Below are 26,370 nucleotides of genomic sequence, written 5' to 3'. Positions count from 1 at the left end.
CCCCGAACACCGCACGACCCGCGCCCCCGGCGCCCTTGCAAAGGAGCAACCATGTCCGACACCACGAGCCCACGCCTCATCAGCGTCCAGCTCGTCGGCCTCGACGAGGACCTCGGTGCCACGTCGAGCGACGTCATCCGCGTCCTCGCCGACCGCGTCGCCGTGACCGGCCGTGCCGCCGACGGTGCGGCCCTCGCCGAGGACGCCATCGCCCGCGAGGCGAGCGTCGGCACCGGCGTCCCCGGCGGCATCGCCATCCCGCACGCCCGCTCCGCCTCGGTCGCCGAGCCGACCCTGGCGTTCTCGCGGCTCGCCCGTACGGTGCCCTTCGGCGCCCCGGACGGCGACGCCGACATCGTCTTCATGATCGCGGTGCCCGAGGGGGCGGACAAGGACCACCTCACGGTGCTCTCGACCCTGGCCCGTGCGCTCATCCGTGACGACTTCACCGCCGCGCTCCGCTCGGCGGCGACGCCGCAGGACGTCGTCGACCTGGTCGACTGTGAGGTCGGTGGCGAGGTGTCCGCAGCCGGCGTCGGGTCCGCGAGCCGAGCCTCCGGTCCGGCCACCGGCCAGGAGGCCCGACCCGGCGCCGCAGCGCACGCCGCGACCGGCGACGCGTCCGGTCCGGCGACCGGCGCCCGCAAGGTCATCGTCGGGGTGACGGCCTGCCCGACCGGCATCGCGCACACCTACATGGCGGCCGACGCACTCGTCGCCGCGGCCCAGCGCGCCGGTGCCGAGATGCACGTCGAGACGCAGGGCTCCTCGCAGGTCGAGCCCCTCGACCCGGACCTCATCGCCCGCGCCGACGCCGTCGTGTTCGCGGTCGACGTCGACGTCCGTGACCGCGGCCGGTTCGCCGGCAAGCCACTCGTGTCGGGGCCGGTCAAGCGCGGTGTCGACGAACCGGACGCCATGATCGCCGAGGCCATCCGCGCCGCCGACGACCCGCGTGCCGCCCGCGTCTCCGGCTCCGCCGCCGAGGCGGGTACGAGCACCGCGAAGGACGAGCACTTCGGCCAGGCCCTCAAGCGCTGGCTGCTCACGGGCGTCTCCTACATGATCCCGTTCGTCGCGGGCGGCGGCCTGCTCATCGCGCTCGGCTTCCTGCTGTCGGGCTACGGCATCGCGCTGACGCACGGGGACTCCGGGCAGAACAACGCGGTCTGGACGCTGACGAACCACACGCTGCTGAACCTGCCGCCGGAGGGTCTGGCGTACTACCTCGGTGCGGCCGCGTTCCAGATCGGTGGCGTGTCCCTCGGGTTCCTCGTCGCAGCCCTGGCCGGGTACATCGCCTACGCCATGGCCGACCGGCCGGGCATCGCGCCGGGCTTCGTCGCCGGGTCGATCGCCGTCTTCATGAACGCCGGGTTCCTCGGCGGCCTGGTCGGCGGCCTGATCGCCGGTGCGGCGGCGTACTGGATCGGGCGCATCCCGACCTGGCGCTGGCTGCGCGGCCTGATGCCGGTCGTGATCATCCCGCTGTTCGCCTCGATCATCGCCTCGGGCCTGATGCTCCTCGTGCTCGGCGGGCCGATCGCCTGGCTGATGACGCAGCTCACCGCCTGGCTGAACTCGCTCAACGGCACCTCGGTGGTCCTGCTCGGCATCATCCTCGGCCTGATGATGGCGTTCGACCTCGGTGGCCCGGTGAACAAGGTGGCGTACGCCTTCGCCGTCGCCGGGCTCGGCGCCGGGTCGGCCACGAACGTGGTGCCCTACGAGATCATGGCCGCCGTGATGGCCGCCGGCATGGTGCCGCCGCTGGCCCTCGCCCTCGCCTCGACCGTCCTGTACCGCAAGGGGTTCACGAAGCCCGAGCGCGAGAACGGCAAGGCCGCGTGGCTGCTCGGTGCCTCGTTCATCTCCGAGGGGGCGATCCCGTTCGCCGCCGCCGACCCGCTGCGCGTCATCCCGGCGTCGATGGTCGGTGCCGCGGTCACCGGTGCGATCTCGATGGCCGCGGGCGTCACCTCGCGGGCGCCGCACGGCGGGGTGTTCGTGTTCTTCGCGATCGACTCGTTCCTGGTCTGGGTGCTCGCGATCCTCGCCGGCACGGTGATCTCCGCGCTCGTGCTCGTGGCGCTGAAGAAGTGGGTGCGCCGGTCGCCGGCCGCGACGGATGCCGCGGCGGCCGAGGCGGCGACCGCCGGCGACACGGTCGGGCAGCGCTCGCCCGTCGCCGCGTGACGGGGCGTCCGCGCGACGCGGACGTGACCACCTGACGGACGGGAGGCCCGGTACCAGCTGGTACCGGGCCTCCCGTCCGTCGTCGTGGCGGTCCGCGGATCGTCGCGACGGTCGGCCGGTGCCGCGCCGAGGGGGCCGGTGCGGCGTCGCCGCGGTCGGGGTGCGTGCCCCGGACCGGGGGCAACGCGGGGTGGAGCGGTCGGTTAGGCTCGTCCGGCTGCCCGCCCGCCACGCCTGGAGTCCATCCGTGACGTCTCCGTCCCCCGTCGTCCCCCGCGCCGTCCGACCCAGTCGCCGCAACGTCCTCGTCCTCGCGGCGGGCGGCGCGGTCGGTGCGCTGACGGCCCTCGCCGGTCGACCGGACACCGCCGTCGCCGTCGACGTCGACGCCGACGAGTTGACGGTGACGCCCGCGACGAGCACCGCGACGATCAACGCCTGGCTGGCCCGCCGCGACCCGACGACCGGTGTCCGCCGGCTGCGGGGCACCGCCGTGCTGACCGCGCCGCTGGTCGTGCTCGGCGGGACGGTCCTCGACGCCACCGGCGCCTCGGTGACCGGTCCGGCGCGCGACAACGTGCTCCGGAACGCGGCGGCGACCCCGGCGGTGACGACCACCGCGACCGTGTCGGCCGGGTCGACGACCGTCACGACCGCCCGCGGTGTCTTCACGGCGGCGATGGTCGGGCGACGGGTGCAGGTGCTCGGTGCGGGGCCGCGCGGCGGTCGGGTGGCGGCGCCGGGGTCGATGTACGGGCGGATCACCGCGGTGCGGTCCTCGACGACGGTCACGCTGAGCGTCCCGGCCACGACGAGCCTGACGGGTGCGACGACGTACGTGTTCCCGCCGAACGACGCCGGCATCACCATCACGGGCGGGACCTGGACGAACCGGGGCAAGAACGCGCTCTCGCAGCGCACGACCTCGCACGGGATGCTCCTCCGCCGGGTGTCGGGCGTCACCCTGTCCGGCTTCACCGTGCGGTCGGACGGCGCGCGACAGGTGGGCGGGCAGTACGCGGTGTCGCTCGGTGACGTGACCGACGTCCGCGCGACCGACCTGACCTTCGTGCGCACCGCCTCCGACGGCATCCACTTCCAGGGACCGGCCGCGCGGATCACCCTGCAGCGCATCACGGGCGACCACACCGGTGACGACCTCGTCGCGTTCACGACGGTCGACGGGCAGTCCAAGGACGGCTCGCTGCTCGGCGACTGCGAGGGCGACATCTCCGACGTCGTTGTCGAGGGCGTCGACGGCACCGCCTGCCACACGCACCTCAAGCTGACGTCGGGCACCGGCGCGGCGGGGGTCCAGCGGCGGCTGCAGCGCTTCACGGCGTCCGGCATCAGCGGCACCGCCACGGGTGGGTCGCCGGTGAACGTCGTGGACTACGCCGGGCCGACCTGGTTCTCCGGCACCATCGCCGACGTCACCGCGACGAAGGACAACAGCCCGATGGTGAACTGCAACGCGGTGACCCTGGGCACGGTCGTCGTCCGCGACGTGACCTGGCCGGCGGCGTCCCCCGCACCGGTGCGCGGCATCGTCCGGTTCGCGGGGAGGACGGCGACCTCGCTGACGGTCGACGGTGTGACGAACCGGTCCGTCCGGCCGACGTCCGACGGGGGCTCGGTCGCCGCGGTGACCGTCGCCGTGAAGACCATCGGCTCGCTCACGGTCTCGCGGGTGGCCTGCCCGGTCCTCGCGCCGTCCTTCGACTCCGTCCAGCTCGTGACGTCCGACGTCGGCATCACCACGCTGCGGGTGTCCGACGACAGCTCCGCCGCCCGCGCCGGGAACGTGTTCTCGATGCCCGCCGCTGCGGCGCGGTACCGCGTCAGGAGTGCCACCTTCACGCGCATCTCGCGGAGCACGGGGTCCGTCTGGGCCGCGACCGCGGACGGCACCCGGACGACCACGGACCTCGTCGTCGACGGGATGACCGGCGGTCGCGCCGTCGCCCTGCTGCGGAGCCCCGCGCGCGTGGTCGTCCGGAACGCGAAGCAGTCGTCGGCGGCGAAGGCGGCGGTGCGGCTCGACTCCGCGAACGCCTCGCCGGTCCGGGTCACGACGTCGGCGTTCACCCGGGCGTCGCCGCTCGTGTCGCGGACGGCCCGGCAGTCGGTGTCGGCGTCGAGCACCACCGTCGGGGTCGACGCCGCACTGCTGGCGCCCCGGAACGGGGACGTCGTGCGGAACACCGGGTCGCGGTGGCCGTCGGGCCTCGTGCGCTGGGACGCGGCGGCGCGGCGCTGGGTCCGGACGACCGCGCCGACGTCGCCCGCGCCGGAGCCCACGCCGAAGCCCACGCCGACACCGACACCGACCCGGCCGGGCACGCCGAGTCCGACGCCCACGAGCCGACCGGTGGGCCCGACTCCCGCCCCGACACCGACCTCGGCGCCCGTCCCGACCGGGACCCCGACGCCCACCGCGACGCCCGTCCCGACCGGGACGCCGTCGCCGAGCGTCGGGGCACCGACCGGCTGATCCGCGTCAGACGGCGATGTTCGCCGTGACCGCGTCGATGGAGGCGGCCCGTTCCTCGCGCGTGCTGGGTCGACCGGGGACGCCGGGGCGCTCCTCCCACGGCCGCGGTCCGGACTCGTGGCGGTACTCCACCCCGAGCGCGTCGAGCCGGGCGAGGTGCTCGGTCAGGCAGCCCCGGAACTCCTCGACGTCCCGCGGTCCGGCGTCGGCCGACCAGAGCGCCTCGGCGAGGGCCACGACCCGCGGGAACAGCTGGTGGTCGAGACGGCTGACCGTGTCCACGTGCTCGGTCCACGTGTTCGCCTGGCCGCCGACGACGTGGGTGCGCTCGGCCTCGGTCAGGGACCCGGGCACCGGGTCGAACGCGTACACCGTGTCCACGTCGAGGACGATCGAGACCGGGATCGGCTCGGCCGCTCGGCGGCGTCCGCGTTGCACACCGGAGTCTGTCAGCCCGCTCAGGCAGGGTGACGGGATGACGACCGCCGTGCCCTCGACCGTCGCCCACGTCGGCGCCACCTCCGCCTCCTCCGGTCCCGGCGGTGGCCCGGACCCCGACATCGGCGGGCTGACCGGGCTCGTGCTGCAGGTGATCGACACCATGGGGGAGTGGGGCGTCGCCATGATGCTCTTCATCGAGACGGTGTTCCCGCCGATCCCGTCCGAGGTCATCCTGCCGCTGGCCGGCTTCCTCGGTGGTGCCGGTCGGATGGACCTGACACTCGTGCTCGTCCTGGCGACGGTCGGCTCGTACGCCGGCGCGCTCGTGCTCTACTGGCTCGGCGCGGTGATCGGCTTCGAGCGGACCGTCCGGTGGTTCGGGAAGCTGCCGCTCGTCGACGAGGACGACTTCCGCAAGGCGGCGTCGTGGTTCCACCGGCACGGCAGGAGCGCGGTGTTCTTCGGGCGACTGGTACCCGTCGTCCGCAGCCTCATCTCGCTGCCCGCGGGGGCCGACCGGATGCACCTGGCCACGTTCTCGGTGTTCACGATCCTGGGCAGCGGGCTGTGGAACTCGCTCCTGGTGCTCGGCGGCGCGGCCCTCGGCACCCAGTACGAGCGGGTCGAGGCCTACACGGAGTGGATCGACCGGGCCGTGTACCTGGCGGTCGCCGTCATCGTCGTCGCCTTCGTCGTCCGGCGGGTCCGACGGGGTCGGGCCGCGGCGCGGGACGGCGGCGAGGGCCGGGACCGGTCCGCGAGCGGTCGGCGCCGCGCGTCGTCCGACGGCGCCTGACCACCGCGTCCAACCGCAGCGCCTGATCGCGCCGCGCCGCGCCGCGCCGACCCGTCGCGTCCCGCCCCGTCGCCGGCTGCGCTCCCGCCGCTCGTGCTGCGGGCGGCGCTCCTGCCGCTACTTCGCGGTGAGCGCGGACTCCTTGTGCGCGGCCTGCTTGCCGGACTTCTCCGACTCGATGATCCAGTACGGGTCGTCATCGGTCGGCTTGAACGACTGACCGTCGAACTCGAAGTCCTTCGTCTTCTTCTCGACGAGCTTGCCGGTCGTCTTCCCCTGGGAGGTGTTCCACGTGACCTCGTCACCCTTGCGCATGTCGGCCTCCTGCCGTTCCCCGGCGGACCGTCCACCCGGGAGGCCGGACGCTACCCGCGACCGCTGCATCATCCCTGGTGCGCACTCCCGGCCCTGTCCCCCATCACATTCGGGTAACCGCCGCTCCGATCGCCCGGGCCGCGGGTACCATTGCCGGGGAGCCACACCGCGAACACCCGACGCGGATCCGGGCTCCCAAGGGATCGACGTGCACCATGAGCCTGGCAACCGACAGCGCGAGGGCGGAGACCGTCCTGGCCGGACGGTACCGACTCGTCCGACTGATCGGCACCGGCGGCATGGGGTCCGTGTACGAGGCCCGCGACGAGCACACCTACCGTGCCGTCGCCGTGAAGATGTTCGCGACGCCCGAGCGGATGACCACCGCGGACCGCGTGCGCCAGGAGCGTGAGATCCGGCTGCTCAGCATGCTCTCGCACCCCGGCCTCATCCCGCTCTACGACGCCGGCACGCACGACTTCGAGGACGGCCCGCACCGCTACATCGTGATGGAGCTCATCGCCGACGCGACGCTCCTCCGCCGCCTGGCCGAGGGGCCGCTGCACAACTACGAGGTCGCGGACCTCGGTGCGCAGCTCGCCGACGCCCTGGCGTACGTGCACTCCCGCGGGATCGTGCACCGCGACGTCAAGCCCGCCAACATCCTGCTGAGCGACGAGGGCGCCTCCGGGTTCGTCCGCACCGTCAAGCTCACCGACTTCGGCGTCGCGCACTTCGTCGACGGCTCCCGGCTGACGAACGACGGCACGATCATCGGCACCGCCGCGTACCTGTCGCCGGAGCAGGTCGCCGGGGAGCCGATCAGCTTCGCGACCGACGTCTACTCGCTCGGGCTGGTGCTCCTCGAGGCGCTCACCGGCGACCAGGAGTACTCCGGCACCGTCATCGAGGCCGCCCTCGCGCGCCTCCGTCGTGACCCGCAGGTGCCGGACTCGGTCGCCTCGGAGTGGCGCGACCTGCTCACGAAGATGACCTCGCGCGACCCGTCGAAGCGGCCGACCGCGGTCGCCGTCGCACGCGCCCTGCGCGGTGGGTCGACGCAGGTGACCGGCCCGGTGCCGCTCGGCCCGGGGCGCGAGGTCCACCGCCGCGAGCACAAGATGCACCGTGCCGCGCACCGGCACGCCAAGCGCGGCACCTTCGAGGCCGTCCGGCGCTGGCGGCGCAGGAACGTCATCGCCGTGTCGATCACCGCGGTCGCGGTCGCCGCGGCGTGCGTCGGCTCGTACGTCGTCGGCGCCCTGCACTAGACGACGCGCCCAGCTCGAGCCCCAGCCCGAGCCCGAGCCCGACCCGGTCCGCCCCGTCCCGGCACGGCCCGGTCCAGCTCCGTCCCGTCGGCGTCCGACGGCGCCCCCTGCCCCGCCGCCCTGCCCGGGCGGCGGACCGATCAGGCAGGATGGGAGCATGAGCGACCAGCGCTGGATCAAGATCTGTGGCCTCTCCACGCCGGAGACCGTGGACGCCGCCGTCGACGCCGGTGCGGACGCGGTCGGCTTCGTCTTCGCCGCGGGCAGCCCCCGCACCGTGACGGCCGACACCGCCAAGCAGCTCGTCGAGCGCCTGCCGGACGGCATCGACGCCGTCGGGGTGTTCCGCGACCAGCCGATCGACGAGGTGGTCGGCATCGCCTCCGAGGTCGGGCTCACCACCCTGCAGCTGCACGGCGGCGAGTCCGCGTCCGACTTCGCCCGTGCCCGCGACGCCGGCTTCTTCACGATCCGCGCCGTCGCCGCGCAGGACTACCTCGGTGAGACGCCCGAGCAGCGCGCCGCGTCGGACCACGACCTGCTGCTGCTCGACGCAGCCGTCCCCGGCAGCGGCCACCTCGTCGACCCCGCCACGCTGACCGGTACCGTCGACGAGGCCTGGATCCTCGCCGGCGGCCTGACGCCGGCCAACGTCGCCGACCTGGTGCAGCGGCTCGACCCGGACGGCGTCGACGTCTCCAGCGGTGTGGAGTCGTCCCGGGGCGTCAAGGACGTTGCGCGGATCCGCGCCTTCGTCGAAGCGGTCCGCAGCATCCCCTGACCGGTCGCGTCCGACGCGGGGTGCACGGACGGGAGGCCCGTCACCATCTGGTGACGGGCCTCCCGTCCGGTGGTCGGACCGCCGTCAGGCGGTGCGGAGCGTGGGGACGAGCGCGCGGAGGAACACGTCGGTGTCCTCCCACCCCTCGACCGCGTGGGTGGGGACGCCGAGCGCCTTCACCGGGTAGTCGTTGCCCTCGGGGTCGAGCCGGTCGCCGACGAACAGCACGTCGTCGAGCGCGATCCCGGTGATCTCCGCCAGGCGCTGCATGCCGTACGCCTTGTCGATCCCCTTGCGGGTGATGTCGATGCTCGTGGACCCGCCGGAGCGCACCTCGAGGTCGGGCAGCTCGGCCTGCACCCGGCGGCGGAGGTCGTCCTTCTTCGCGCCCGTGGGGTCCCACTGCTTCTTTACGTCCACCGGAGCCGTCTGGCCCAGTGCGGAGAACGTGATCTGCGAGCCGCGGTCCTCGAGGATGTCGCCCCAGGGCTCGGCCTCCCAGTAGCCGGCGGCCTTCGCCTGCGCCTCGACCGTGGCGAGGGCGCGGGCCTTCTCGTCGTCGGTGAGGTCCTCGGCGTACTGCAGGACCCAGTCGCCGGCCTCCCAGCGGTAGTAGCGGGTGCCGCAGGTCGGCATGAGGTGCAGCTCGTCGAGGAGCAGCCCGTCGCGCTTCCGGAGCGGGGTGACGAGCTGCTGCTCGAACTGTTGGAAGTTGCCGCCGCTGATGACGGCCACGGGGACGACCTCGAGCAGGGACGCGAAGGTCTCGAGCATGCGGGGGTCGAGCGGCGACTTCGACGGGGCGAGCGTGTCGTCGAGGTCGAAGGCGACGAGGCGAGGTGCGGACATGCCCTCGATCATGCCAGGGCCGGGTGTCCACCTCGTGTCGCGCCGGGTCCGGCGTGGTGCGACCCGGGTCCGGCCTGCTGCCGGACCGGAGGCGCTGACCGGTCCGGCCTGCTGTCGGACCGGGGCGCCGACCGGTCCGGCCTGCTGCCGGACCGGTGTCGCGGGTCACTCCTTGACGAGCACGACCTCGTCGAGCGGCATGCGGGTGCGCGGGGCGACCTCACGCGCGGCGGCCTTCTCGTCGAGGACCGACGGGTCCGCCACGGTGCCGATGGCGGTGACGGTGAACGGCACGAACCGCTCGGGCAGGTCGAACGCGGCGGACAGCCCCGCGGCGTCGATGCCGGCCATCTGGTGCACGTGCAGGCCCTCGGCGTGCGCCTGCACGGTCAGGAACGCGAGCGACTGGCCGAGGTCGTACTCGGCGAAGCGGAGCGGCTCGCCGTCCTCGTTCGTCGTCTCGAGGATGCCGACCACGAGGGCGCTGGCGCGGAAGGCCCACGCGGCGTTGAAGCCGAGCAGGTTCGCGGTCACCGCGTCGAACGCCGCCGTGCCACGACGGGCGGCGACGAAGCGGCGGGGCTGCAGGTTCATCGCGGACGGAGCCCAGCGCGCGGCCTCGAGCACGGCGTCGAGCTGCTCGTCGGAGATGGTAGCGGTCTCGTCGTAGGACCGCGGGCTCCACCGCTCCTCGAGCAGGGGCACGAGGGGCTGGCTGGAGTCGGTGGACCGGGAGAGCGTCTGCGTCGTCATGCTCACCAGAACGACCGGCAGCGCATCCGTATTTCCACGGAGGTCTGCGAGGATGGTCAGGATGAGTGGCGTCCTGGTCGGCTTCGCGATCATCGGCGTCGTCATCGCGGTCGGCTACGGCGTCGGCCGGGCCGGACTGCTCGGGCCGCACGCCCAGTTCGTGATGAATCGGCTGGCGTTCTTCGTGCTCATGCCGTGTCTGCTGTTCCACACGATCGCGACCGCCGACGTGCGCACGCTCTTCTCGCCGATGCTGGCCGTGTCCGCGATCACCGCCCTGTCCGTCGCGGCCGGCACCGCGCTCGTGTTCGGGCTCGTGCTGCGTCGACCGCTCACCACGACGACCGTCGGTGCCCTGGCCGCCTCGTACTCGAACGCGAACAACATCGGGCTGCCCGTCGCCGTCTACGTGCTCGGGCAGGCCACCGCGGTCGTGCCGGTGATCATGCTGCAGCTGGTCGTGATGGCCCCGATCGCCCTGACCGTCCTCGACGCGGCGACGGCGTCCGGCGGCGGCTGGCGACGGCGTGTGCTCGGTCCGGTGTCGAACCCGCTCATCATCGCGTCGCTGCTCGGGCTGGTCTGCTCCGTGACCGGGGTGACCCTGCCGGACCCCGTGCTCGAGCCGTTCGTGCTCGTCGGGGGAGCGGCGGTCCCCGTCGTGCTGCTGTCGTTCGGGATGAGCCTGCACGGTGCCGCCCCGCTGCGGGACGCGGCCACCCGGGTCGACGTGCTGCTCGCGAGCGGGATCAAGCTCCTGGTCATGCCGGCGGTCGCGTTCGCGCTCGCCCGGTACGCGTTCGTCCTGGACGCCGAGCACGTGTTCGTCCTGACCGTCCTGGGTGGGTTGCCCGCGGCGCAGAACGTCTTCAACTACGCGCAGCGGTACGGGGCGGCGGTGCCGGTGGCGCGGGACGTCGTGCTGCTGACGACGATCGGGTCCGTGCCGGTGCTCGTCGTCGTCGCGGCGCTGCTGCACCCGTAGGCGCGGCCCCGCGTCGTGCCGGTGGACGGGAGGCGCGGGGCGGGCCGGACACGCGCCTCCCGTCCGACGGTGGGCCGGGCGGGCGCCGCCCGTCGCGTCAGAAGATCATCGGACGGTCGTCGTCGAGGACCGTGTCGAGGTCCAGGTCGACGGACACCGGCACGTGGTCGCTCGGGGCGTCGCCCTTGCGCTCGTCGCGGTGGATCGTCGCCCCGACCGTGACGTCGGCGAACGCCTGGGACCCCATCACGAAGTCGATGCGCATGCCCTCGTTGCGGGGGAACCGCAGCTGCTTGTAGTCCCAGTACGTGTACCCGGTGGGCACGAGGGGACGGACGACGTCCTGCAGCCCCCGCTCCTCGAACGCCCGGAAGGCCGCGCGCTCCGGCTCGCTGACGTGCGTCGACCCCTCGAACACCCGCAGGTCCCAGACGTCCTCGTCGAGCGGTGCGACGTTCCAGTCGCCCATCAGCGCCAGCGGCAGGTCGGGCTCGGCGGCCAGCCACTCGGTCGTGCGGTCGGCGAGCTGCGCCAGCCAGTCGAGCTTGTACGTGTAGTGCGGGTCGCCGAGCTCGCGGCCGTTGGGGACGTAGAGGCTCCAGAGACGGACGCCCTCGACCGTGACGCCGATCGCGCGGGCCTCGACCGGCAGGTCCGGCCCCTCCTGGCCCTTGAGGAAGCCGGGCTGACCGGGGAAGTCGCGCGTGACGTCCTCCATCGGCAGGCGGCTGGCGAAGGCGACACCGTTCCACTGGTTGAGGCCGTGCGCCTCGACCGTGTAGCCGGCGGCTTCGAACGCCTCGACCGGGAACTGCTCGGGCTTGCACTTGATCTCCTGCATGCCGAGGACGTCCACGTCCTCGCGCACGAGCCAGTCGACGACCCGACCGACTCGGGTGCGGACGGAGTTGACGTTCCAGGTCGCGACGCGCATGGGATCGAACCTACCGGGCGCGACCGACCGCCTGCCCGGGGCGGGGGTCCTGCTGCCCGACGCGGGTCGGCCCTGTGGTGGGGGCCGTGGCGGTGGCGGTGGCGGCGGCGGCCCTGGCCCGACCGGTGCTCCGGTGACAGGGTGGAGCCAGCACCCACGCCGCGACCAGCCCGGAGGCACGCATGACACCGACGCCCGCTCCGCCGGTCCCGCCGGTCCCGCAGCTCCCGGCGGGACCTGCCGGCGCTGCCGGCACCGTCGTCGCCGGGTCGGGCCGGGAGCGCTGACCGGTGACCGACGACCTGGCGGGGCGGGGCGGGCGTCCGGACGGACCGGTGGGCGTGCCGGACGCCGTGCTGCGACTGGCGGCCGGTCGCGTCCTCGAACCGGTGTGGGTCAACTCGGCAGGCGGCCGGACCTTCCGGCTCGGCCCGTCTCCCGATGTGGACCGGCACCGGGCACCCGCAGCAGCACCGACTGTCGGTGTTGACGACGCCACCGGGTACGTGAAGTGGGTGTCGCCCCGGTACGCGACGTGGGTCGCCGACGAGGTGGCGCGACTCCGCTGGGCCGGCCGGTGGCTGAGCGTCCCCGAGGTTGTCGAGCACGGCGCCGACCGGTCCGGTGCCTGGATGGTGACGCGGCCGCTGCCTGGCTGGAGTGCGATCGACGACCGGTGGCGGGGCGACCCGCGGGCGGCGGTGATCGCCGTCGGCGAGGGGCTGCGGGCGGTGCACGAGACGCTGCCGGTGTCGACGTGCCCGTTCGTGTGGTCGACGGACGACCGCCTGGACCGTGCGCGGGCGGCCGGCGTGGACGTCGAGGCAATCGGCCCGGCTCCCGAGGTGGACCGGCTGGTCGTCTGCCACGGGGACGCCTGCACGCCGAACACCCTGATGGGTGACGACGGCCGGTGGCTCGGGCACGTGGACCTGGGAGCGCTCGGCGTCGCGGACCGCTGGGCCGACCTCGCGGTGGCGTCGATGAGCCTCGGGTGGAACCACGGCCCGGGGTGGGACGCCCTGTTCCACGAGGCGTACGGCATCGCCCAGGACCACGAGCGGACCGCCTGGTACCGCGCGCTCTGGGAGCTCGACGTCGACGACGTGGACGACCCGCGCCGCGCTGCAGGCGACGCGGGCGGGACGGACTAGAAGCCGACGCCCCGTGCGCCCATGAAGGACACCGGGTCGACGGTCCCGCCGCCGACGTGGGTCTCGAAGTGCAGGTGGCAGCCCGTCGAGTTGCCGGTCGACCCGACGAGGGCGATGAGCGTGCCCGCGGCAACCTGCTGGCCGGGCGAGACCCGGAACCCGCCGTTGACGATGTGGCCGTAGGCGGTCTTCACGCCGTTGCCGTGGTCGATGCGGACGTAGTTGCCGTACCCGCCGTAGGGGCCGACGTAGTCGACCGTGCCCGAGGACGCGGCGACGATTGCCGTCGAGCACCCGCTGCCGAGGTCGATGCCGTCGTGCATCCGGACCACGCCGGACACCGGGTTGACGCGGACGCCGTAGCCGCTGGTGATCCACCCGCCCGCCGGACGGACCCAGCCGGAGCCGGACCCGGCCCCCGGGGCGGATCCACCGGTGCTGGGCGCCGCCGGGGCGCTCCCGCCGCCGCCACCGCCCTGGTTCGCGGCTGCGGCTGCGGCTGCGGCCTCCCGCTGCTGCTGCGCCTGCCGTGCCAGTTCGGCCTCGAGCGCCCGTCGTCGGCGTTCCTCCTCGGCCTTGCGGATCCGCTCGCCCATCTCGTACTGGGCCTCGGTCGTCGCGCGGCCCGACACCAGCGAGGCGAGCTGCGCCTCGAGTCGGGACTTGTTGGTCTCCTGCTCGTCGTACGCGGCCTGCGCGCGGTCGGACGCGGCCTGCGCCTCGCCCATCCGGTCCTGGGCGGCCTGCGCGAGGTCCTTCAGCTCGAGTGCCGCGCGGTCCGCCTGGTTCGTGAGCGACCGGGCGACGGAGGCGTCGGTCGTGGCCGCCGTCTCGACGCGCTCGGCCTGCTCGGACAGCTTGCTCAGGGCACCGAGGTCGTAGAGCAGGTCACGGGCGTCCTCGCCGCCGGTGATCACGCTCGTGGTGACGTCGGCGCCGCCGGAGCGGGCCATCTGCGCGGCGAACCGGCCGGCCTGGGCCGCGCTCGCCTCGGCCACCTCGGCGTGGTCCTCGGCGTCCTTGCGCAGGGCCTGTTCCTTCTCGGCGGCACGCAGGGCACGGCGCTGCGCGGCCTCGAACTCGGCGCCGAGACGTTCGGCCTCGGCCCGGGCGGCCTCGGCGTCGTCGGCCAGGCCGGAGATGAGCCCGCGGATCTCGACGATCTGCGACTGCTTGGCGGACTCCTTGCCGCGCGCCGCGACCACGTCGTCCCACGAGGGGTACGTGGCGGCCTGGGCGGCGGGCGCGTCGAGGACGAGCGTGCCGATCAGACCGGCGATCGCCAGCCCGGTGGCGAGCATGCGACGTCGGGCCGTCGACGCGGAGCGGGGACGGGGAGCGGTGACCACGGAGCGAGACATCGGAACGGAGCCTATACATCCGCACAGGCAGTTCGCTGCGGCGACGCTCCGATGTGGACCGATCAGGCGGATCCGGGGGCTGTGGAGGAGTCGTCCCCGAGCGGCGGTCAGAACCCGCGCTGCCGCAGGACCGCGAGCGCCGAACCGACCACGCGCTCCCGCAGCACGTCGGCGCCGCGGGTGCCCGCGTAGTCGTAGACGTCGTAGCCGGTGCAGTGCGTGATCGTCGCCGGGCGGCCGAGCGAGTCCTCGACCGGGGTCGTCCAGACGTCGCCCGAGCCGATCACCACGTAGTCCGGCCGGGCCTGCCGGTAGGCGCCGAGGTCCACGAGCCACGGGTACGTGTCGAAGGTGTCGCGGACCTGCAGCAGCCGGACGTCCTGCTCGGCGTAGGCGGCCAGCGGGCGGATCGTCCAGAACTGGCCGACGCCGACCGGGTCGCGGCCCGCGCTCCGGTGCGCGTCCACCCAGCGGTCGAGGCAGTCGACGGGCGTGTACCGCGCCTCCACGACGGCCCGCGCCGTCCCGGGCGTGACGGCGACCCCCGCGACCAGCACCGTGGCCGCGCCGACGGCGAGCAGGGTGCGCAGCGCCCGGACCGGCCGGTGCAGACGCGTCTGCCGGACCGCGGTCCGCGTCAGCTCGCACACCGCGACGAGCGCGAGCAGGGGCATCGCGACCACCGGCTCGAGGTACCGGGGCGTCTCCGACCCGGCGACGACGACGCCGACGGACACGGCGGCGATCGTGACGAGCGGCAGCGCGCACGCGACGAGCACGGTCCGCGAGGCCCGGGCCCGCAGCGCCCACACCGTCCCGCCCGCGCTGAGCAGCACCCCGAGCAGCATGAGCAGCAGCCCCGCGTCGCCGGACGCCGAGGCGGCACGGTCGTCGGTGAGCGCCGCGAAGAACGCCGCGGTGGCCCCGGCCCGCTCCGGGTGCACGTAGGTCGAGGGGTCGAGTGAGACGAACGGGCGCAGCGGGATCCGCACGAGGTACCCGACGACCGCGCCCACCGTCAGCGTCGCCGCGACGAGCGCCGCGGGACGCCAGGGCAGCCGCCGCGCCGCGACCAGCAGCCCGAGCGTCACGACGACCGGCCCCGCCGACCACGGGACGTACAGCGGGTTGGAGGCGGTGGTGAGCGCCGCCACGAGCCCGAGCGTGACGAGCACCGGGACCGACGCCCGACCGGTGCGCACCGTCCGGAGCACGAGCACCCCGGTGCCGAGCATCGCGAGCACGGCGCCGTAGTAGTAGGTCGTCGTGAGCAGCAGGGACGCGAGCTCGAGCGAGGTGGCCGTCGCGGAGGACTCGGTCAGGACGAGCATCGTCAGCAGCACGACCGCCAGGACGGACACGGCGATCCGGGCCGGCCGGGTCGCCGCCGTCATGAGCTCGTTGGCCGCCGCCCGGACGATCGCGTACACGGCGAGCAGCACGAGGACGCCGTTCAGCGCGAGTGCCTGCTGCGGTGTGGCGGTCACCGCCGAGACGCCCAGGTACACCGGCAGCTCGGGGAAGAAGAACAGCGCGGGGGACATCGCCCACTCGAACGGCTGCCCGAGCGCGACGGACCGTGTGACGAGCGGCAGGAGCACCGAGTCACCGTCGTACCAGAGCAGCGCGACCCGCTCCGTCGCGAGCACGTGCCGGAGCGCGAGGACCGCCAGCGCCAGCGCGAGCACGGCCCCGAGCGCCTCGTGCGCGAGCGTCCGCACGAGGGCGGAGCGAGGACGACGGACGCCGGCCTCGAGCGGTCGGACACCGTCCCGCTGACGGGCGAGGGGCATGACCGGAGCGTACCGGCGGCGGCATCCCAGCAGCCGTACAGAGCGCTCGGGGGAGCGCGGACGGCCGGTCGCCGCTAATCTTGAGCACCGTGACCCACGCGCGCGAGCAGTTGATCGAGCACATCAAGGCCGATGCGGTCTTCCACGGCGACTTCACGCTGACCAGCGGGAAGCAGGCGTCGTACTACATCGACCTCCGCAAGGTGAGCCTCGACCACCGCGTCGCGCCCCTCATCGGGCAGGTCATGACCGACCTCATCGCGGACGTCCCGGACGTCGCCGCGGTCGGTGGCCTGACGATGGGCGCCGACCCGATCGCCAGCGCCGTGCTCCACCAGTCCGCTGCCCGCGGCGGCACGTACGACGCGTTCGTCGTCCGCAAGCAGCCCAAGGACCACGGCCGCGGTCGCCAGGTCGAGGGCCCGGACGTCCGCGGCAAGCGCGTGGTCGTGCTCGAGGACACCTCCACCACCGGCGGGTCGCCGCTCGCCGCCGCCGAGGCGCTCGAGCGCGAGGGCGCCGTGATCGCCGCCGTCGCGGTCGTCGTCGACCGGGACACCGGCGCGAAGGAACGGATCGAGGCGGCGGGCTACCCGTACCTCGCGGCGATCGGGTTGGCCGACCTGGGGCTGTCCGCGTGACCGAGGAGCGTCCGGAGGGGCGCGACGAGTCCGACCGGTCCGTCACCCCCGACCGTGGGGACGACGGCCTGGAGGCTCCGCGCGGCTCCGACACGGACGCTCCGTTCCGTGGGCTCCGCAGCGCCGCCGACATCTTCGGTGCGCCCCTGACCGAGGACGAGTGGCCGTCGCGTCGGGAACGCCGCGAGGCCGAACGCGCCGCACGGCAGGCCGGCCAGCCGGAGCCCGAGCCCTTCACCGCCCCGGCGTCGCTGCCGGCACCGGCCTCCGCAGCCGCTCCCGGCTCGGTGCCCGACGCCGACGCTGACGCTGACCAGCGTGGCGAACCGGACCCCGGTGCGACCCAGGCGATCTCGATGCCCGAGGAGCTCGCGCTGCCGGGCGGCGTCGCCGGACGTGTCCCGCCGCCGGCCACCGTGCCGCCGGTGTCGAACGCGCCGGACCCCCGCGCGATCTCGCTGCCCACCGCCCGCTCCGACCGGGACGCCCGTGCTGCCGAGTCACGGGCGATCGAGGACGAGCGCCGCCGTACCGACCCGGACGGGCTCGGCCGCTCCGACGTGGACTGGCTCGGTCGAGTGCGGCCCGCAGCGACCTCCCCGGCCGACCGCGCTGCCGTGCCGCCCGCGTTCGCCGGCGGACCCGAGGCGCAGCCGGTCGGCGTCGAGGACGTCCTGCCCACGACCACCGAGCCGCCGACGTTCACCGAGCTCCTGCGCCTGCACGACGACGACGGTGCCCCGCAGGCCGACCGCCCCTTCGACTGGTCCGTCCTCGACGACGAGACCGGCGAGGTGCCCACGGCCCTGACGCGCGACGACTACGACACGAACCTGGTCGCCGCCGGGTCGTGGGCGACCGGTGACGACCGCCGCGCCGCCGACGTGGTCCCGCCCGCCGTGGTGCCGCCCGTCGCGGTGCCGGGCGACGACGCGGCCGACGAGCGGACCACCCCCTCCGGGTCGAGCTGGTCGCTGAGCGACGAGGCCGCCCGCACCGGCGAGGTGTTCCCGGGCGACGTGACCGACGACCGCACGGCCGTGCTCGGCACGACGCCCGGCCCGGACGACACGAGCGGACCGTCCGCCCCGCGTGCCGCCGAGGACCCCGAGGACCACGACGACGACCTCGACGACCACGCTCCCACCGCCGTCTTCGCACCGCGGTCGGCAGCGGCGACCCCGCCGCCGTCGGTGCTCCCCGCGGCGCCGGCAGCCACACCGGACCGGTGGTGGGAGGACGAGTCCGCCGGGGTGCCGCCGCTCGTCGAGCCGGAGCAGCGTCCCGCCCGCCCGGGGTCGGACACCCCTCGCTCGGCGTCGACCACGCCGTGGCAGGACGGCACCGACCGGGGCGACCGCGCGCCTGCCCGCGGCGGCCGCGCCCCTGCTCGCGGGTCCTCGGACGACGTCGACGAGCCCGCCGCACGCGGATCCCTCGCGCCCGAGGACATCGACCAGTCCGAGTGGCAGGGTCGTGAGACGAGCGACACCGGCGTGATCAAGGACCTGTTCGGCACCGAGGCGATCGACCAGATCCGTGGCCTGCCCGAGGACACCAGTACCCGGATGATGCCCGCCGTCCCGGGCGGTGCCCGCGACGCAGCACCCGGCGTCGGCGGGACCGGTGCACCCGCCGACCGCGACAACTTCATCAACGAGGGCTTCGCGCGGCTGCAGAGCGAGGGCCGGCGCGGCAAGCAGCTGCTCGTCTACGGGTCGATCGCGATCATCGTGGTGCTGCTCGTGCTCGTCTTCGTGCTCACCCGGTGGATCCTCGGGAACACGATCGACGAGCACCCGGCGGCTCCGTCGAGCAGCCCGGCCGCAGCGGCCGCCGTCGTTCCCGCGCATGAGGCCGTCCCCGCGCACGAGGCCGTCCCCGCCGACTGACCGGGCACCGACTGACCGGGCACCGGGCCGGCGACGTGCCGGACGGGAGGCGCCCCGCCCGCTGGTGGCGCGCCTCCCGTTCGGCAGCCGGTGTCGTCGGTCGACCGGGACGGTCCGTCAGCCGGTGACGGCCGCCGGTCGGCCCCCGGCGTCGGCCCTCAGGAGGCCGGTACCGCGGCCGACACGTCGGTGAGCGTCTGCAGTTCGTCCGCGTGCAGCTCGAGGTCGGCCGAGGCGAGCAGGGCGGGGAGCTGCTCGGTGTTGCGGGCGGAGGCGATCGGGGCGACCACGTCGGGCTGTGCCTGCAGCCAGGCGAGGGCGACCGTGGCGATCTCGACCGAGTGCGCCGACGCGATCTCGGCGAGGGCGTCGACGACGGCGAGACCCTGGTCGGAGAAGTAGCCGGACACCTGGCCCTCGCGGTCCTTGCCCGCGAAGTCCTCGGCCGAGCGGTACTTGCCGGTCAGGAAGCCCGCCGCGAGCGCGAAGTACGGCACGACGCCGAGGTGCTCCCGTGCGGCGAGGGGCGCGATCGACGACTCGTAGGGCTCGCGCGTGACGAGGTTGTAGTGCGGCTGGATCGCGACCGGCACCGCGAGGTCGTGCTCGCGGGCGATCCGGATCCACTCCGCCGCACGCTCCGCCGAGTAGTTCGAGATCGCGGTGTGGCGGACGAGCCCCTCGCGGACGAGCTGGTCGAACGCGCGGACGGTCTCCTCGAGCGGGGTGTCCTGGTCGTCGAAGTGGGCGTAGTACAGGTCGATCCGGTCGGTGCCCAGGCGCTGCAGGCTCGCCCGTGCCGCGGCGGCCACGGTCTCGGCGGAGAGGCCGGAGAACTCCGGGTGCTGCGAGACCTTCGTCGCGATGGTGACGTCGTCGCGCTTGCCGGAGGCGCGGAACCACGAACCGATGACCGTCTCGGACTCGCCACCCGAGTTGCCGAGCGCCCAGGCGGAGTAGACGTCGGCCGAGTCGATGAAGTCGCCGCCGGCGCCGGTGTAGGCGTCGAGGACGCGGAACGAGGTGCTCTCGTCGGCCGTCCACCCGAAGACGTTGCCGCCGAGGGCGAGGGGGAACACGGTGAGGTCGCTGGTGCCGATGCGGGGCATGTGCAGTCCTTTCGGGTCGGTACGAACGTCGTCCACGCTATGCCCGGCGCCGGGCTGTCACTCAGGTGCGCGGGGTGAGGTGGAGGGCCATGCCGACGCTCGCCTCGTACCTGACCGATCCCCGTCCCGCCGTGCGGCTCCGAGCCGTGATGGCCGCCGGGACCACCCCCTCCGTCGACGACCTCGAACTCCTCGTCGAGCAGTGCGCCGTCGAGCCGGACCTGCAGGTCCGGGAGGTGCTCACCTGGGCGCTCGTCCGCCTGCCGGCCGAGGTCGTCGTGCCCCGCTTGGTCGGCGAACTCGAGCGTCCGGAGCCGCAGGCCCGCAGCCAGGCGCTGCACACCCTGTCGAAGATCCGCGACGGCTCGGTGTACCCGCAGGTCGCCGGACGGCTGTCCGACGTCGACCCCGGTGTCGCCCGCACGGCCTGGCGCGCCGCCGTCCTGCTGGCCCCGGAGTCGGCACACCCGGAGCTCGCCCGGACGCTCGCCGTGCAGCTCGGCCAGGGCGACCCGGAGACACGGTTGGCGCTGAGCCGTGCGATCGCCGGTCTCGGCGCCGAGGTGGCCGGCCCGGTCCTCGCCGCCGCTGCCGAGCACCGCAACGACGCCGTGCGGGAGCACGCGGCCGAGACCCTCCGGCTGCTCGACGACCCGGACGCGGGGTCGGCGCTCGCCGTCGCGCGGGCTCGGCGTGAGGTCGCGCTCGGGCGGACGCGGGCCGCGAAGGGCTGACCGGGGCGGCGGTCCGCTCAGTGCGGGTCGTCGGGCGTCAGCCAGATCGCCGTCGCGGCCGCGGCCGGCAGGTCCAGCAGCGCCTCCGCCCCGCCCGCGTCCCGCCGCGACACCGCGAGGACCCCCGCGTAGTCCCGCACCCGCTCGACCCGCAGGTGCGTGCCGAGACCGACCCCGAGCTCGTCGAAGTACCGGAGGAGCGCCGGGTCGTCGTCGGACACCCGACCGACCGTGCCGCACACGCCGGGGTCGATCGTGCAGAGCAGAGCACCGGGGGAGTCCGGCACGACGCCGTCCGCGCCGGGGATCGGGTCGCCGTGCGGGTCGTGCGTGGGGTGCCCGAGGTCCGCGTCGACCCGGTCGAGGAACGTCTCGGACACCGCGTGCTCGAGGGCCTCGGCCTCGGCGTGCACCTCGTCCCACGAGTACCCGAGCCGCTCGACCAGGAACGTCTCGATCAGCCGGTGCCGTCGGACCATCGCCACGGCCGCCTGCTGCCCGAGCGGGGTCAGGACGACACCGCGGTACAGGGTGTGCTCGATGAGGCCGTCGCGGTCGAGCTTCCGGAGGTTCCCGGACACCGTCGACGCCGACACGTGCAGGGCAGCCGCGATGTCCCGCGTGGCCATGCCCCGCGAGCCCGGGCCGTCGGCGTCGCGCTCCCCGGCCTTCCAGACGAGCTTGACGTAGTCCTCCGCCATGGTGCTGAGCGAGGGCAGGCGCATGGGCCCATGGTACGGCCGGCACTGGTACAACCGTGAGGTGACCGTCGACCAGCCCACCGCCTCCCGTCGTCGTCGGTGGTGGCCGGTCCCGCCGTCGCTGCTCGTCGGCATCGCCCCGCTGGTCGTGTTCGCGGTCGTGAGCATCGTGCGCTCCAGGCCGAGCGACGACTACCCGTCCCTCGGCCGCACGGTCGACAGCGTCGTGCACGACCTCGTCGTGCCCGAGGCGATCGTCGCCGGCGTCCTGGCCCTCGTCGTCACCGGACTGGGCTGGTGGCGGATCGCGACCGTCGACCCGTCCCGCGGCCGACCGCGCTGGACGATGGTCGCGCCGCTGCTCGTCGTCGGCATCTGCATCGCACGGCTGCCGCTCGTGGACTGGGGCGGCAAGAGCGTGCGGTACTTCCTGCTGCTCACCGTGGGGGTGCTGCTGGTCGGCGTCTTCGAGGAGCTCATGACCCGCGGCGTGCTGCTCGTCGGACTCCGTCGGCGCCTGTCCGAGACCTGGGTGTGGGCGCTCTCCTGCGTGCTCTTCGGCCTGCTGCACTTCGTCAACGTCCTGGCCGGCGCCCCGGTCGCCACGACCGTGGTGCAGGTGGTGTTCGCCGCGTCGTTCGGGTCGACGCTGTACCTGGCCCGACGCCTGACCGGCAACCTGCTCGCCCCCGTGCTGCTGCACGCCTTCTGGGACTTCGGGGCGATCGCCGTCAGCGCCTCCGGCCCGGGGTCGGTCGACTTCTTCCTGGTCGGGCTGCTCGGGCTCGCCTCGTTCGCGGTGCTCCTGCTCGGCATCGTCGCCGGCGGCCTGGTCGCCTGGCGGGACGACCGGCCACGGCGCCTGCGCCGCCGGTGGCGGGCGGTACCGCCCCTGGAGCCGGTCGCGGCGCGCGGTGTGGAGGCGGGCCTCCCGGCCGGGGTGGCCTAGATCTCCACCTCGTACGGCTCCGTGTGCAGGAGCTCGTGCACGCCGGCGATGACCTCGCTCGGGCGGAACGGGTACTTGTCGATCTCGGCCTGGTCGCTGATGCCCGTCATCACCAGGACGGTGTGCAGGCCCGCCTCGATGCCCGCCTGCACGTCGGTGTCCATGCGGTCGCCGATCATGCCGGTGTTCTCGGAGTGGGCGCCGATGCGGTTCATCGCCGAGCGGAACATCATCGGGTTCGGCTTGCCGACCACGTAGGGCTGCTTGCCCGTGGCCTTCTCGATCATCGCCGCGATGGCGCCGGTCGCGGGCAGGACGCCCTCGGCGCTCGGGCCGGTCGCGTCGGGGTTCGTGACGATGAAGCGTGCGCCGTCGCGGATCAGCCGGACGGCCTTGGTGATCGCCTCGAACGAGTAGTTCCGGGTCTCGCCGACGACGACGTAGTCCGGCGCGGTCTCGGTCATGATGAAGCCGGCCTCGTGCAGCGCCGTGGTCATGCCGGCCTCGCCGATCACGAACGCGGAGCCGTCGGGCATCTGCGACGCGCAGAAGTCGGCGGTCGCGAGGGCCGAGGTCCAGATGCGCTCTTCCGGCACCTCGAGGCCCGACCAGCGGAGCCGCGCGCTGAGGTCACGCGGTGTGAAGATCGAGTTGTTCGTCAGCACGAGGAACTCGGTGCCCTGGTCCTGCCACTGCCGGATCAGCTCCGGCGCGCCCGGGAGCGCCTGGTTCTCGTGGACGAGCACGCCGTCCATGTCCGTGAGCCAGCACTCGACCTCGTCGCGGGATGCCATGGGGTCAGCGTAGTGGGCGGACCCGGGCGACGTGCGGACGTGCCCTAGGCTCGGAGGACGCATTCCCGTACGCGTACCGGAACCACCAGGAGGACGCCCCGTGCTCGTCGACCAGGACGCCCAGACCACACCCGACGGCAGCGCTCCCGCAGCGCCGGCGCGACGCCGGGGACGGCCGCGGGCGCTCTCCCGCGAGCAGGTCGTCGACGCCGCGACGGTCATCGCGAACGAGGAGGGCCTCGACCGGCTGTCCTTCCGTGCCCTCGGCGCCGCGCTCGGCGTCGCCCCGATGACGGTCCACCGGACGATCGGCGGGCTCGACGACCTGCACGCCGAGCTCGTTCGCCGCACCGTCGACGAGTTCACCGCCACGTTCATCTGGCCCGAGGACTGGCGCGAGGTCGTCCGGGTCTTCGCCACGACCCTGCGCGACCTGCTGGTCCGGCACCCGCTCGTCCTCGAGTCGCACAGCAGCCGGGCGCCGCTCGCCTCGTCCGAGTCCGACGCGGTCGTCGCCACCGTCGTCGGTGCACTCCGCGAGGCCGGGCTGTCCCCGGACGAGGCGATGTACGCGTTCTTCGTGGTCTACGACTTCGTCGTCGGGCACACGGCGGTGCTGGTCGGTCGCGGGGACTCGGAGGCCGGGCGTCCCGAGCGGCACCGGCTGGTGGGGGAGGTCCTCGGCGAGCACTCGTACGAGGTGCGGTTCGCGCTTGGGCTCGACGTGCTGCTCGGGGGGATCGAGGCGCGGGTCGGCCGCGGCGGGGCGGCCGCGGGAGCCTGACGGGCGGGCGTCGGGTGTGCGTCGGTCGCGGGGCGGCCGGCCGGGTGTGCGTCGGTTGCTGGGCGTCCGGCCGGGTGTGCGTCGGTCGCTGGGCGTCCGACCGGGTGTCCGTCGGTCGTCCGACCGGGTGCGCGTCGGTCGCGGTGCCGGACGGGAGGCGCGGTTCGCGCGCCGTACGCTGGTCGGGTGACCCAGGGCCTCCCGTCCGGCGACCTGCCGGAGCTGCCGCCGGCGCTCCCGCCCAGCCACGAGGCGACGACGCACGGCGTCGGACCGCACCCGCGGCCGTGGCCCGAGGGCCCGCAGTACGACCCGGAACTGCTCGAGCACGGCGACACCCGCAACGTCGTCGACCGCTTCCGGTACTGGACGATGGAGGCGATCGTCGCCGACCTCGACACCCGTCGGCACACGTTCGACGTCGCGATCGAGAACTGGCAGCACGACCTGAACATCGGCTCGATCGTCCGGAGCGCCAACGCGTTCCTGGCCGGGACCGTGCACATCATCGGTCGACGCCGGTGGAACCGCCGCGGGGCGATGGTCACCGACCGGTACCAGCACGTGCGGCACCACGAGGACGTGGCCGCGTTCCTCGAGGCCATGCGTGCCGAGGGACGCCCGGTGGTGGCGATCGACAACACGCTCGGTGCCTCGCGGATCGAGGTCGCGGACATCCCGGCGCGTTGCGTGTTCCTGTTCGGGCAGGAGGGGCCGGGCCTGACGGACGAGGCGGTCGCGGGCGCGGACGGGCACCTCGAGATCACGCAGTTCGGGTCGACGCGGAGCATCAACGCCTCGGCGGCGGCGGCGATCGTGATGCACAGCTGGGTCGTCCGGCACGCGGTGCTGCCGGGCTGATCCGAGGCGCGCGGGGCGCGCGGGGGGCGCCGAGGGTGGTGCGGGGGCCGAGGTCGGTGCGGGGCTGATGGTCGGGCCGGGCCGGGTGCGGGGGCCGAGGTCGCACGACGCGCCGTCGGCGTATCGCCGAGGTCGCACGACCTGCTGCCGGAACGCGTCTCGGGCGTCCGATCGTGCGACCTCGGCGGGCTGCCCCGCGCGTGCCGGGGCAGCGCGAGGAGGGGCCGGTTCGGGCCGAGCGGGCACCGAGGTCGCACGACGTGCCGTGGGCGTTTCGCCGGGGTCGCACGAACTGCCGCGCGGAAGCGTCTCGGGCGGCCGATCGTGCGACCTCGGCGGGCACCCCGGGCGTGCCGGGCATGGCGGGCGTGCCGAGCCGGCCGATCGTGCGACCTCGGCGGGCTGCCCCGCGCGTGCCGGGGCAGCGCGAGGAGGGGCCGGTTCGGGCCGAGCGGGCACCGAGGTCGCACGACGTGCCGTGGGCGTTTCGCCGGGGTCGCACGAACTGCCGCGCGGAAGCGTCTCGGGCGGCCGATCGTGCGACCTCGGCGGGCACCCCGCGCGTGTCCGAACCGCGCCGCCCGGCCCCGCCGCGCAGGCCGCGCCGCCCGGCCCCGCCGCGCAGGCCCCCGCCGCGCCGGCCCCGGCCCCGCGGGCCCCCGCCGCGCAGCCCAGCCGCGCCCGCCCCGCGCGCCCCTACCGCTGCGCGGTCGTCCGCCGGGCGACGAGCCGCGGCTCGACCAGCACCTCGGTGGCGGTGAGCCCGGGGTCCGCGATCCGCTCGAGCAACCGCGCGCCGGCCCCGCGGCCGATGTCGATGCTGCGGTCGTCGATGCTCGTCAGCCCCACGTACCGGGTCGCCGCGATCGGGGTGTCGTCGTAGCCGATCACCGAGACGTCCTCGGGCACGCGCAGGCCCCGGTCGGCGATCGCGGACATCGCCCCGAGGGCGGTGACGTCGTTCGCGGCGAACACGGCGGTGACGTCGGGGTGTTCGTCGAGCAGCCGGTTGGTCCCGACGACGCCGGTCTCCTCGGTGACGTCGGCGGCGAGGACGACGGCGGTCCCGCTGACGTCGGCGCCGGTCCGTGCAGCGGCGGCGATGCCGGCGCGCCAGCCCTCGAGCCGGGCGTCGCTCGCCGCGGATCGACCACCGACGAAGCCGAGCCGCACGTGACCGAGGCCGACGAGGTGCTCCGCCGCCATCCGTCCACCCGCCAGGTCGTCGTTCGCCACCGTGTCCGCCCGTGGCAGGAGCGCCCGACCGCCCGCCACCACGACCGGCGTGCTGGCGGGGATCGCCATGCCGGAGTCGGGTTCTCCCGCGATGACGAGACCCTCGACCCGCATCGACAGGAAGCCCTCGACGGGGGAGACGTCGAGCCCGGTGTTGAGGAACCGGTCCGCCACGACGAGCCGGTGCCCCTGGTCCTGCAGTGACTCGCGCAGACCGGTGAGCAGGTCGACGAACCACTGGTTCCGGAAGTCGTCGAGCACGACGCCGATCGTGCGGGAGCGGGTGCCGGCGAGCGACACCGCCGCGGTCGAGGGCCGGTAGTCGAGCTCCTGGATCGCCGCCAGGACGGCCGCCCGACGCTGCTCGCTCACCCGCGGCGACCGCTGCAGCACGAGGGACACGAGCGACTTCGACACCCCCGCGCGAGCGGCGACGTCGTAGATCGTCGCGGGCTTGGTGTTCCCCATCGTCATCCTCGACCTCCGGCTGCGCACCCGCCGGGTGCGTCCCGTCGATCGTAGCGCTGTCGCGCTCCACGCCCGCGG

General features: G+C 74.3%; 23 protein-coding genes and 1 pseudogene. 13 read left to right on the top strand and 11 right to left on the bottom strand.

Annotation, left to right across the window (positions count from 1 at the left end):
• The first annotated feature begins 51 nt into the window (after nt 1-51).
• Both KM842_RS10935 and KM842_RS10930 read left to right on the top strand, forming a co-directional pair.
• Nucleotides 52-2,196: a PTS fructose transporter subunit IIABC gene (locus tag KM842_RS10935; protein ID WP_216258330.1), complete on the top strand. Its 2,145-nt coding sequence runs from the start codon at nt 52-54 to the stop codon at nt 2,194-2,196.
• Nucleotides 2,197-2,443: 247 nt separating this feature from the next.
• Nucleotides 2,444-4,690 carry a hypothetical protein gene (locus KM842_RS10930; protein WP_216258327.1) on the top strand — a complete coding sequence of 749 codons (2,247 nt, stop codon included), beginning with the start codon at nt 2,444-2,446 and terminating at the stop codon, nt 4,688-4,690.
• A 6-nt stretch (nt 4,691-4,696) separates the two neighbouring features.
• Here the strand turns inward: KM842_RS10930 and KM842_RS10925 are convergent, their stop codons facing one another.
• Nucleotides 4,697-5,128 (bottom strand): family 20 glycosylhydrolase, encoded by a 432-nt coding sequence (locus KM842_RS10925; protein WP_216258325.1) that lies wholly within the window; start codon nt 5,126-5,128, stop codon nt 4,697-4,699.
• Between the two features lie 37 nt (nt 5,129-5,165).
• Between KM842_RS10925 and KM842_RS10920 the strand changes: the two genes are divergently transcribed.
• Nucleotides 5,166-5,927: a DedA family protein gene (locus KM842_RS10920; RefSeq protein WP_216258323.1), complete on the top strand. Its 762-nt coding sequence runs from the start codon at nt 5,166-5,168 to the stop codon at nt 5,925-5,927.
• 117 nt (nt 5,928-6,044) lie between these two features.
• Here the strand turns inward: KM842_RS10920 and KM842_RS10915 are convergent, their stop codons facing one another.
• Nucleotides 6,045-6,242, bottom strand: coding sequence for a hypervirulence associated TUDOR domain-containing protein (locus KM842_RS10915; RefSeq protein ID WP_216258321.1), 198 nt, complete (start codon nt 6,240-6,242; stop codon nt 6,045-6,047).
• A gap of 215 nt (nt 6,243-6,457) precedes the next feature.
• Here KM842_RS10915 and KM842_RS10910 point away from each other — a divergent pair, with 215 nt between their 5' ends.
• Nucleotides 6,458-7,513 (top strand): serine/threonine-protein kinase, encoded by a 1,056-nt coding sequence (locus KM842_RS10910; RefSeq protein ID WP_216258320.1) that lies wholly within the window; start codon nt 6,458-6,460, stop codon nt 7,511-7,513.
• Between the two features lie 157 nt (nt 7,514-7,670).
• Nucleotides 7,671-8,294 carry a phosphoribosylanthranilate isomerase gene (locus KM842_RS10905; protein WP_216258318.1) on the top strand — a complete coding sequence of 208 codons (624 nt, stop codon included), beginning with the start codon at nt 7,671-7,673 and terminating at the stop codon, nt 8,292-8,294.
• Between the two features lie 84 nt (nt 8,295-8,378).
• Here the strand turns inward: KM842_RS10905 and KM842_RS10900 are convergent, their stop codons facing one another.
• Together KM842_RS10900 and KM842_RS10895 are read right to left on the bottom strand one after the other, a co-directional pair.
• Nucleotides 8,379-9,143, bottom strand: coding sequence for an HAD-IIB family hydrolase (locus KM842_RS10900; protein ID WP_216258317.1), 765 nt, complete (start codon nt 9,141-9,143; stop codon nt 8,379-8,381).
• A gap of 165 nt (nt 9,144-9,308) precedes the next feature.
• Entirely contained in the window at nt 9,309-9,896 is a 588-nt protein-coding gene (locus KM842_RS10895) for a nitroreductase family protein (protein ID WP_216262343.1), read from the bottom strand.
• Nucleotides 9,897-9,957: 61 nt separating this feature from the next.
• Here KM842_RS10895 and KM842_RS10890 point away from each other — a divergent pair, with 61 nt between their 5' ends.
• Entirely contained in the window at nt 9,958-10,881 is a 924-nt protein-coding gene (locus KM842_RS10890; RefSeq protein ID WP_216258315.1) for an AEC family transporter, read from the top strand.
• A 97-nt stretch (nt 10,882-10,978) separates the two neighbouring features.
• Here the strand turns inward: KM842_RS10890 and KM842_RS10885 are convergent, their stop codons facing one another.
• Complete coding sequence (locus KM842_RS10885; RefSeq protein ID WP_216258313.1) at nt 10,979-11,815, bottom strand: exodeoxyribonuclease III; 837 nt, start codon at nt 11,813-11,815, stop codon at nt 10,979-10,981.
• 290 nt (nt 11,816-12,105) lie between these two features.
• Here KM842_RS10885 and KM842_RS10880 point away from each other — a divergent pair, with 290 nt between their 5' ends.
• A complete protein-coding gene (locus tag KM842_RS10880; RefSeq protein WP_253206102.1) occupies nt 12,106-12,969 on the top strand; it encodes an aminoglycoside 3'-phosphotransferase in 864 nt (287 codons plus the stop codon).
• Here the strand turns inward: KM842_RS10880 and KM842_RS10875 are convergent.
• A complete protein-coding gene (locus KM842_RS10875) occupies nt 12,966-14,330 on the bottom strand; it encodes a M23 family metallopeptidase (protein ID WP_216258311.1) in 1,365 nt (454 codons plus the stop codon). The two genes, KM842_RS10880 and KM842_RS10875, sit on opposite strands and share 4 nt — an antisense overlap.
• Before the next feature lie 107 nt (nt 14,331-14,437).
• Nucleotides 14,438-16,123, bottom strand: a complete 1,686-nt coding sequence (locus KM842_RS10870; RefSeq protein ID WP_216258310.1) for a hypothetical protein — start codon at nt 16,121-16,123, stop codon at nt 14,438-14,440.
• Between the two features lie 89 nt (nt 16,124-16,212).
• On the opposite strand from KM842_RS10870, the gene pyrE reads away from it, so the two are divergent.
• Entirely contained in the window at nt 16,213-16,764 is a 552-nt protein-coding gene (gene pyrE, locus KM842_RS10865) for an orotate phosphoribosyltransferase (protein ID WP_216258308.1), read from the top strand.
• Nucleotides 16,761-18,656 carry a hypothetical protein gene (locus tag KM842_RS10860; RefSeq protein ID WP_216258306.1) on the top strand — a complete coding sequence of 632 codons (1,896 nt, stop codon included), beginning with the start codon at nt 16,761-16,763 and terminating at the stop codon, nt 18,654-18,656. The genes pyrE and KM842_RS10860 overlap by 4 nt, the downstream gene beginning before the upstream one ends.
• A gap of 158 nt (nt 18,657-18,814) precedes the next feature.
• Here KM842_RS10860 and KM842_RS10855 read toward each other — a convergent pair whose 3' ends face one another.
• Nucleotides 18,815-19,765: an aldo/keto reductase gene (locus KM842_RS10855; protein ID WP_216258303.1), complete on the bottom strand. Its 951-nt coding sequence runs from the start codon at nt 19,763-19,765 to the stop codon at nt 18,815-18,817.
• A 44-nt stretch (nt 19,766-19,809) separates the two neighbouring features.
• On the opposite strand from KM842_RS10855, the pseudogene KM842_RS10850 reads away from it, so the two are divergent.
• Nucleotides 19,810-20,499, top strand: a pseudogene (locus tag KM842_RS10850) (HEAT repeat domain-containing protein); the annotation flags it as partial.
• 17 nt (nt 20,500-20,516) lie between these two features.
• Here the strand turns inward: KM842_RS10850 and KM842_RS10845 are convergent.
• On the bottom strand, nt 20,517-21,224 hold the full coding sequence (locus tag KM842_RS10845) for a metal-dependent transcriptional regulator (protein WP_216258299.1): 708 nt from the start codon (nt 21,222-21,224) through the stop codon (nt 20,517-20,519).
• On the opposite strand from KM842_RS10845, the gene KM842_RS10840 reads away from it, so the two are divergent.
• Nucleotides 21,223-22,149 carry a CPBP family intramembrane glutamic endopeptidase gene (locus tag KM842_RS10840; protein ID WP_216258297.1) on the top strand — a complete coding sequence of 309 codons (927 nt, stop codon included), beginning with the start codon at nt 21,223-21,225 and terminating at the stop codon, nt 22,147-22,149. The two genes, KM842_RS10845 and KM842_RS10840, sit on opposite strands and share 2 nt — an antisense overlap.
• On the opposite strand, the gene KM842_RS10835 is transcribed toward KM842_RS10840, so the two are convergent.
• Nucleotides 22,146-22,943, bottom strand: a complete 798-nt coding sequence (locus KM842_RS10835; protein ID WP_216258295.1) for an HAD-IIA family hydrolase — start codon at nt 22,941-22,943, stop codon at nt 22,146-22,148. The two genes, KM842_RS10840 and KM842_RS10835, sit on opposite strands and share 4 nt — an antisense overlap.
• Before the next feature lie 100 nt (nt 22,944-23,043).
• On the opposite strand from KM842_RS10835, the gene KM842_RS10830 reads away from it, so the two are divergent.
• Nucleotides 23,044-23,727 carry a TetR/AcrR family transcriptional regulator gene (locus KM842_RS10830; RefSeq protein WP_216258293.1) on the top strand — a complete coding sequence of 228 codons (684 nt, stop codon included), beginning with the start codon at nt 23,044-23,046 and terminating at the stop codon, nt 23,725-23,727.
• A 186-nt stretch (nt 23,728-23,913) separates the two neighbouring features.
• Nucleotides 23,914-24,588: a TrmH family RNA methyltransferase gene (locus tag KM842_RS10825; RefSeq protein ID WP_437124528.1), complete on the top strand. Its 675-nt coding sequence runs from the start codon at nt 23,914-23,916 to the stop codon at nt 24,586-24,588.
• Between the two features lie 696 nt (nt 24,589-25,284).
• Here KM842_RS10825 and KM842_RS10820 read toward each other — a convergent pair.
• Nucleotides 25,285-26,292, bottom strand: coding sequence for a LacI family DNA-binding transcriptional regulator (locus KM842_RS10820; RefSeq protein WP_216258290.1), 1,008 nt, complete (start codon nt 26,290-26,292; stop codon nt 25,285-25,287).
• Nucleotides 26,293-26,370 lie beyond the last annotated feature (78 nt).

This window comes from Curtobacterium sp. L6-1 (assembly GCF_018885305.1).
GTDB lineage: Bacteria > Actinomycetota > Actinomycetes > Actinomycetales > Microbacteriaceae > Curtobacterium > Curtobacterium aetherium.
The sequence above is the reverse complement of the archived record's forward strand: the minus strand, read 5'-3'. Positions and strand labels throughout refer to the sequence as shown.

Coding starts and splice junctions, on each gene's coding strand:
- KM842_RS10845 (WP_216258299.1), bottom strand. CDS start 21,224: ATGCGCCTGCCCTCGCTCAGCACCATGGCGGAGGACTACGTCAAGCTC.
- KM842_RS10890 (WP_216258315.1), top strand. CDS start 9,958: ATGAGTGGCGTCCTGGTCGGCTTCGCGATCATCGGCGTCGTCATCGCG.
- KM842_RS10835 (WP_216258295.1), bottom strand. CDS start 22,943: ATGGCATCCCGCGACGAGGTCGAGTGCTGGCTCACGGACATGGACGGC.
- KM842_RS10920 (WP_216258323.1), top strand. CDS start 5,166: ATGACGACCGCCGTGCCCTCGACCGTCGCCCACGTCGGCGCCACCTCC.
- KM842_RS10840 (WP_216258297.1), top strand. CDS start 21,223: ATGGGCCCATGGTACGGCCGGCACTGGTACAACCGTGAGGTGACCGTC.
- KM842_RS10900 (WP_216258317.1), bottom strand. CDS start 9,143: ATGTCCGCACCTCGCCTCGTCGCCTTCGACCTCGACGACACGCTCGCC.
- KM842_RS10885 (WP_216258313.1), bottom strand. CDS start 11,815: ATGCGCGTCGCGACCTGGAACGTCAACTCCGTCCGCACCCGAGTCGGT.
- KM842_RS10870 (WP_216258310.1), bottom strand. CDS start 16,123: ATGCCCCTCGCCCGTCAGCGGGACGGTGTCCGACCGCTCGAGGCCGGC.
- KM842_RS10820 (WP_216258290.1), bottom strand. CDS start 26,292: ATGGGGAACACCAAGCCCGCGACGATCTACGACGTCGCCGCTCGCGCG.
- KM842_RS10915 (WP_216258321.1), bottom strand. CDS start 6,242: ATGCGCAAGGGTGACGAGGTCACGTGGAACACCTCCCAGGGGAAGACG.
- KM842_RS10895 (WP_216262343.1), bottom strand. CDS start 9,896: ATGACGACGCAGACGCTCTCCCGGTCCACCGACTCCAGCCAGCCCCTC.
- KM842_RS10905 (WP_216258318.1), top strand. CDS start 7,671: ATGAGCGACCAGCGCTGGATCAAGATCTGTGGCCTCTCCACGCCGGAG.
- KM842_RS10855 (WP_216258303.1), bottom strand. CDS start 19,765: ATGCCCCGCATCGGCACCAGCGACCTCACCGTGTTCCCCCTCGCCCTC.
- KM842_RS10910 (WP_216258320.1), top strand. CDS start 6,458: ATGAGCCTGGCAACCGACAGCGCGAGGGCGGAGACCGTCCTGGCCGGA.
- KM842_RS10875 (WP_216258311.1), bottom strand. CDS start 14,330: ATGTCTCGCTCCGTGGTCACCGCTCCCCGTCCCCGCTCCGCGTCGACG.
- KM842_RS10935 (WP_216258330.1), top strand. CDS start 52: ATGTCCGACACCACGAGCCCACGCCTCATCAGCGTCCAGCTCGTCGGC.